1 protein-coding gene is annotated in these 7,776 nt (G+C 37.5%); it reads right to left on the reverse strand.

Annotated features, from left to right (window positions below; all coding sequences use genetic code 11):
• Positions 1 to 7,686: SdrD B-like domain-containing protein (locus ACKJXD_RS11755; protein WP_430876399.1), on the reverse strand; the 7,686-nt coding region annotated here is incomplete at its 3' end.
• Positions 7,687 to 7,776 lie beyond the last annotated feature (90 nt).

Below are 7,776 nucleotides of genomic sequence, written 5' to 3' on the forward strand. Positions count from 1 at the left end.
CGCTACTTTTTTGCCATTTAAACGCGATGAACCTTTCACGAACTTAAACCCTGACGGTAAAATATCTTTTATTTTAATGCGTGATTTGTGTGACGAATTATTAATCACCTTAATGGTATAAGGGACGATATCACCCACCATGACATTATCCTTCAGTGCCGTTTTTATTACGGTTACATCCGCATTATGTACTCGGTAACCCAATACGATATCGTTACTTGTTGCACTAAAGGTGCTGCTTCCATCATTTAGCTTAACCGGCAATGTTTGCATACCACCTGAGCCATTATAAACAATCGAAGCTGGTGGTGTGGCAAGATCAATTAAGTCATGTTTAACCACTTTACCATTACTATCGATATATTGTTCAAAATATGGCACTTTTTCGTATAATGGATTGGTTTTATCTGAGCCAACCACACCATCGTGATATTCACCAAACAGTAAACGGATACTGTATTTCGAATCGGCATTTATCTCCAGATTACGGAACATAAACTTACCATCACTGTTTGTCATAAAGGATAGTGGTTTATTCTCTTTGTTCATCAGGTGTTTTTGGGTATTGTCTAACAAATAGACATCTGCACCCGACAATCCGGTTAACGCTGACAGACTGGACAGACCTTTACCTTCACGGTCTTCTACCAGTTTTCCTTCAATAATACCGCCATGGATATAACCAAAGTCCTGATCGGTTAAGTTACCGGTAATTTCTACTGTCGCCATATTTGCCGTTTTCGGTAACATTAATTGACCTTTGCTATCATGGTGCGCATCATCCGGGTCAAAGCTTGCCCGTAACGTGCTCGGTACGCCTTCTACTTCAATTTGCCATTTACCAGGAATAAGACCGGTTATTTCATAAGCCATCTCTCCGGCAGCAAGGGTTTGTGTTGTCTGCAATATCGGATTGTTGATATTACTCAATTTCACCGTTAATGCGGCATTAACATTGCTGTCATGCGATGCGTTATAAATCCCGTCATCATTACCGTCTAAGTAAACTTTACCTTTGATACTGGAGGTACCTTTCCACGCAAAACTTACACCGGTTGCTTTGTCCGTTGCACCGGCAAATTGATAAGTTTCACTCATTTCACTGTCAGTCTGATCAACCGTTACTTTGTGTTTGCTGTCAGTTAACATAAAGCTGCTAACATAATCCGTTACCGGACGACTCACTTTCACCTGATAATCAACACCCGATACTAAGTTCTCAAATCGGTAGTTACCTAACTCCGTTTCTGTGCTTCCGGTACTGACCGCTTTAACCTCTTTCACCAGATTATTATCTACATATAATCCTACCGTGTAGTCAGCAAATAGCTTATCAATTCCGATATCCTGTGCATTGATCACCGCGCCATCATTCGCATTCACGTCTATTACTACCTGACCTTCAATGCTCGCCTGTCCTTTCAGACCAAAATCAACTTTTGTGATTTTGTTTGCCGAAGATGCTGACGGGATATTGACAACGGCACCATTTCCGGTAATTGACGTAATGGCACCACCCACTTTCTGTGCCACATAACTGAAGTCATAACCTGAATTTGACGGTGCTTCTACAGTTATCGTCCAGCTACCTGCTGCTATATTGGTTATCTCATATTCACCCTTACTGCCACTTTCTACCTCTAACTTTAAGCCATTGCTGTTTGTCGCTACAACTTTCACCCCTGATAACGTGCCCACGTGATAAGGCTGATGGGCTCCTTGTCCTGAGTAATCTTTATAGATTGTCCCTTTTAAGGCGTTTGAAGTTTTAAAGCCAAATGCTTGTTTCTCTGCAACATTACCGGCCGAGAAACGGTCATCTTTCGGACCATTAACACTAAACGTCACCTGATTGGTCACTGCCGTTGAATTCGGACTGAACACCAGTTTATAACCGGATTTCTCGAGCGCTTTATCATCAATTTTCAGCACATAATCATGTTGGCTTAAGTCTTTTACCTCAAATAAACCGGTTTTTGCATCAACCTTAATTGCTTGCTCTACAAATCCGGATTTCGCCGATGTTAGCACCAGTTTCGGCGTAATTGGCGGAGTTAAGGCACCAAAGGCGATATCTTTTTCACTGTATTTATCATTGTTATCGGCATCGATCACCACATAACCTTTGATAACTGCACTGCCGCGATAACCTATTTCAACGTCATTCACCGCTGGATTTTGCTTTGAAAGCTTAACCGTTAATGATAAGTCTTTTGACGTTGTTGCTTTATTACCCGTTTGGGTATAACTCAATTGGTAGCCGGTCACACTTTGCGAATTGTCTGCCGTGATAACCCAATCATCAATCGATAAATTATCTACTGCAAAATTACCATTACTATCAGTCGTGGCTTTTCGTTCAAGTGTGCCACTTTTCAGCGTTAATTTCAGTCCTGCTAAGTTTCCGTCTACAGCCGTTTTCGTTTGGCTGTTATCGACATCAATACTCACATGACCTTTTATCGTACCATTGTATTTATACGCTGTACTATTAGTTAACTTATCTCCGTCTAACGGTTCAAACGGAATGATATCTTTATTGTCTTTTATGACAGTGTTCGCAATTAATTGCATTCCATCCGGTGTGCTAACTTTAATTTGATAGTTAACACCCTTCGGTAATTTTTCAAACTTATAGTAACCTGATTGGTTGGTTTTAACCTCTTTAAGTTTGACATAATTCGTTGTACCCGGTGCCTGGTAGTTAAGGGTCACTTTGATGTCATCAAGCCCTTCGTCATCCTGTTTGTCTTTGCTGCCATTTTTATCAACCCAGACATAACCACCGATTTTTTGTTTTCCTACTAGCAGATAATTGTTATTCAATGAACCTTTTTTTGGTAAATTCGGAACCGGAATAACGAGATGTTTATTCTTATCTTTACCAGCTGAACTTTGTTTAAGCTCATAGTCGGCATTAGCGTCTAATTTCAGTACCACGGAATAGTCAGCACTATCACCAATATTAGAGAAATGATACTCACCATCCACAGTTTTTTTGGTCATTAATAGCTTACCGGTACCGTCTAAACCGTTACGTAACTCAACGGTGTACGAGGTTTTACTATCAAGTAAAGAGGCAAACTCATTTAACTTATTAAAATCGGTATTATTATCGGCATAATCAATATAGATTTTACCACCAATACCGTCATCACTCCCTTCTTTATAATAAAAATTATTGTCTTTTATACCAACATTAGTCAAATCTAGACCAGATAAAGTATCAATTGGTTGAGTAGTACCTTTACTGTTTTTAACTAATGAATAACCATCCGGAGAAGCGACAATATTAATGCTATACTTCCCTTTTGGTAGATTATAGAAGTGATATTCACCTTTATCATTGGTATACTGACGTGCAATCTCGTTATTGTTTGCATCACGCAAACCAATTAACACTTTAATAATTGGTTTTGGATTACTACCATTTAATAAGGTTTTTCCAGAAATTCCGCTGTTAATTGCATTACTACTGTTTATACCAGCTGACGGTGAACTATTTGAACTTCCTGCTAATAGGAAGTATTGGTTTTGTACAGTTTTTCCAACATCTTCAAAGTGAATCGGTTTTAAATTGATATTTGTATTACCCTCTGTATTAGCGATAACACCAAAACCTTTTGTTGGCTCAATTTCAACAATATAATCAGTATTTAAATCAATACCACTAAAGCTATAGTAACCTTTCGCATTCGTTTTTACTTCACGATAAAACGTACGATTCTTACCATCAAATTTATATAATTTGACGTTTACATCCGGTATCGCCATGTCCCCGGTCTTATTAACTTGAATGTCCAGTTTACCATTATTGTTAATATCAACCATTACATGACCGGTGATCCCTGCATCGCCGTTCTTCTTGTAAATAAAATCTAAATTACCACCTGTTACTTTAGGTGTTTTTCCAGTAATGGCAATACCTTTTACCGTATCTGAAACACTACTTAATTCATAACGTTGTTTATCTAAACCCTGTTCAGTAACTTTAACGGTATAAGTATCATTAAATAAATTTTTGAACGTATATATACCGGACTTATCGGTTTTAGTTTTTGCATAGAGTTTACCATCACGATATAACTCAACGGTTACCCCCGAAATCACAGTATCATTCGTACCCGAAGTAAAATGACCATCATAGTCATAATCATAATAAAGTCGACCACTGATCTCAGTATTATTTTTCAGTTTTACTAACCAGTACTGATCTTGTGCTCCCAGTAAACCTGGAGGTGCAACTTGCATATATTCCAGATTTGATTTTACTTTTGTAGGTAGATAATCGCCTTTTGTTTGACCACTGTTACCCACTAATTCAAATTGATTGGTATCCAGCCCCGTTAAACGTAATAACATATTGGTTAGATACAATTTTCCACGCGTTGAATTCGCAGCAGTATAAGCAAATTCACCCGTGAATTTTACCGCTTTATCAGTAAAGTCAGGTTTATTTAAAATATCGTCAACATTACCGTTAAAATATCCTGGGTAGATGCGAGGTGTAAAAATGCCACTCACGGTTAACGAGCCAGCTTTATTATACTTAGTAAGCTCATCTTTAGTGAGCTCAGCTGCACCTTCTTTGTTTTTAGAACCTGTTACATCCAGATAAAGCTTGCCCGAAATTGCCTCGGTCGTATTTGATGGTACAACTTGAGCTTGCATTAGATATAATTTATTTTTATCTAATTTATTGGCAAGTGAACCATCGGCTAATACTTCAAAATCTAACGTTCCAGGTGGTGTTGCTGGATCCATATCCGCAATGTCGATAAAATTTTCGCCCGGATTGTGAACTATACGGTATTTGCCTTCCGGTAATGAGTACAACACAATCGTCCAGAACTGACCCCAATATTGATAATCATTACTGTTTTTATCCCAATAATAGACTTTTGATGTATTAGACCCTCTCTCTGAATCAGAACCATGCCTATCGCCATTCATATCATTAACAGGCATAGCATAAATATAACCTTTTCCTTGCATAAGGAAGTTTTTAACTATCGGTGCACCAAGTTTGTCAAATCGAATTTTATGGCTAGCTGCAAGATTTTGACTGCTATTTTCTACTACAGTTACACCTTTACGTAATGCTTTAACGATAAAATCTTTTCCACTTGTTAGCCCATCAGCGCCGGTAAATTTATAAAGCCCATCAGCACCTGTTTTTTTAGATGCAATAACACTTTGTCCACCTATTACACAAGCATTGTTATCTTTACAAAGTAAGACTGTCGCATCAAAAAGTGGTAGATCATCATAAGACCCAGCTACATTAACGTCTAGTGTCCCTTTGCCAGAAACTGTATCTAGGTAAACTTTACCGCGAACAACATAATCTTGTTGTTTCAGCTTATACCAAAAGTTAGTTCCCTTATTATGAACTTTTCCACCTTCAATTTTTATTTCAAAAACTGACTGGTTATTTTGAACGCCAGTATTTTTATCATTATTTTCAAGTTCAATATCTTGTGAATTAAAATTGCTACCAGCAGAAAAAATTGGTTTAGTTAAAACACGATATTGACCATCCGGTAGATTTGTAAAATTATAATAACCGTCCTTATCCGTACCGTAATTTGTGAATAAGTTCCATGTATTATCTGACTGCTTTTTGTATAACGATACCTGGGCAAATTTAATTGCTGTATCTACATTTTGATTATAATTACCCAAAGCACCAGGATGACTATTATTCAGATAAACATAACCAGATAAAGTGTTCGGCTTTTTAGGTTTGAAAAAAATAGCATTTTGGTGTGAAAGTCCCGTTTGTATCGTTAAGATATAATCACCTGTCGAACGTTCAATTTCAAGTTCGCTATTCATGTCATCAATTCTATAAGTATATAACCCTGCATGATCGATCGGAACAGATATCCTAGCTAACAGACCAAGCACGCCATAATAACCAGGCTTACCGTACGTTGCAACTAATGGTTTTCCTTGTTTATCAAGAAGCGGGGTTACGCCATCTTCTTCATAAAAAGAGACTTTCATGTAAGTTGAAGCCGTTTTTGTTAGGCTGACACCATCAACCACACCATCCCAAGCTGACTGTAAATTAGCTGTGCTAATATTGCCGTCAACAACTAACGTTCCCAATTTCTCTCGAACGGGAGAATACCAAAAGTTTCGACTCGATTTGGTTCCTTTACCTAAACCAACAACAATAATTTCTTTAGGGGCGATATTAGCCTGAGTACCATTACTAAGTTTTACTTTCCCTTTATGGCTACTTCTTGATTTTGGTGAAGTACTGGTTGATTTACCATCAGAATCATTCACAAAAATATAGGAATTTGAATCTATACCAGATTCGTTAATGACCACTTTATAATCTTTGCCGATCGCCAAACCACGGAATTGATATAAACCATTGCTCTTATTTGTCTTTTGTGTAGCAATCTTTTTCCATGAACTACCATCGTGTTGATAAAGATCGACAGGGGTTTCTAAATAAGTACTATTTGACACTGGTAACATATTATAATTCTGACCAGAATCAGGCCCCCTAGGCATATGCTGATTTGATAAGACAAATACCTGACCAGATATACCTGATAAACTTGAATCATTTGGATCAATTTTTAATAAAAATGTCGGACCACTTGTTTGGTTATTTGCATCTGTTATTTTGACGTTTTGTTCAAGTTTGCTAAGCGCGATATAAGGCGCTTTCACATTAGTTACTTTAATGTCATAACTCGCCACCGCTAAGTTTTTAAAACGATATCGACCATCATCGCTTGTAGTAATCGTTTTTGTACCCAAGACTTTGGTTGTCGTGCCAGGATAGTAAAGCTCGACATTCATACCTAATGCGCCAGTATCCGTATCAGCACCATAGATACCGTCATTGTTTTGATCTATAGCTACGATTCCATCGATACCCCATTCATTACGTGGTTTGACATTAAATGCACCTTTTTGGTTTTTACCCGTCATATTAAAACTAATTGTATTAATGTATTTATGCGAATTATCGGGTAATGTTGCATCCCATAAGGTATATTTCGTTTTATTACTTGAGTCAGCAATAAAATCTTCGATATCAACAATTAGCTCATACTTATAAGCTTTTAAAGTATTTTTTATGTCAATTTCGCCTTTATCATTGGTGGCAAACGTTAACTCTTTTGTTGATGCAGAATTAATAAGTTTAATGGGAATATTTTTGGCGCCATTACCTTTTTCATCCTTAACATCTAAATGAATATCACCGCCTTTCCCTTTGATAAATAAGTTCTGAGCAGAGGCGCCAGTATCAACGATAAGTTGCACCGAACGATCGATGGTTTCACCTTCTTTCGTTTTTGCCACAACCTTATATGTTCCCAGTAACGGGGCATCTAATTTATAGCTTCCATCTTTATTGGTTGTCGCATCAGATAATAGTTTTTGATTACTATCATAAACTTCAACTTTTAAACCCGTTAACGGCATTTCTGTTTTGCTTGCCGTATTATCGTAATCTAAATAGACTTTTCCTGATATTGGTATCGCATTGGCTACGGATATTGTCGCCATCGATATAAATGCTGAGGCTAATAGTTGCTTTATACCCCTTAGCATTCGCTTTTTCACTGTTGCATTATGCGCAGTTCGCATTATCTGTTCTCCTGATATGCGTAAATTCTCTTCTTTTCGATTTTTAACTTTTTGCCAACTGTTCATTAGAAACTCCCTACTACATTGACAAACCAACCATGTGAACGGTAGTTCAGGTGCGTTAAGTTATCGTTATAATCCGTAAAGTTATAACCC

Origin of the sequence: Gilliamella sp. G0441 (assembly GCF_050589305.1) — a bacterium.
Taxonomy (GTDB): Bacteria; Pseudomonadota; Gammaproteobacteria; order Enterobacterales; family Orbaceae; genus Gilliamella.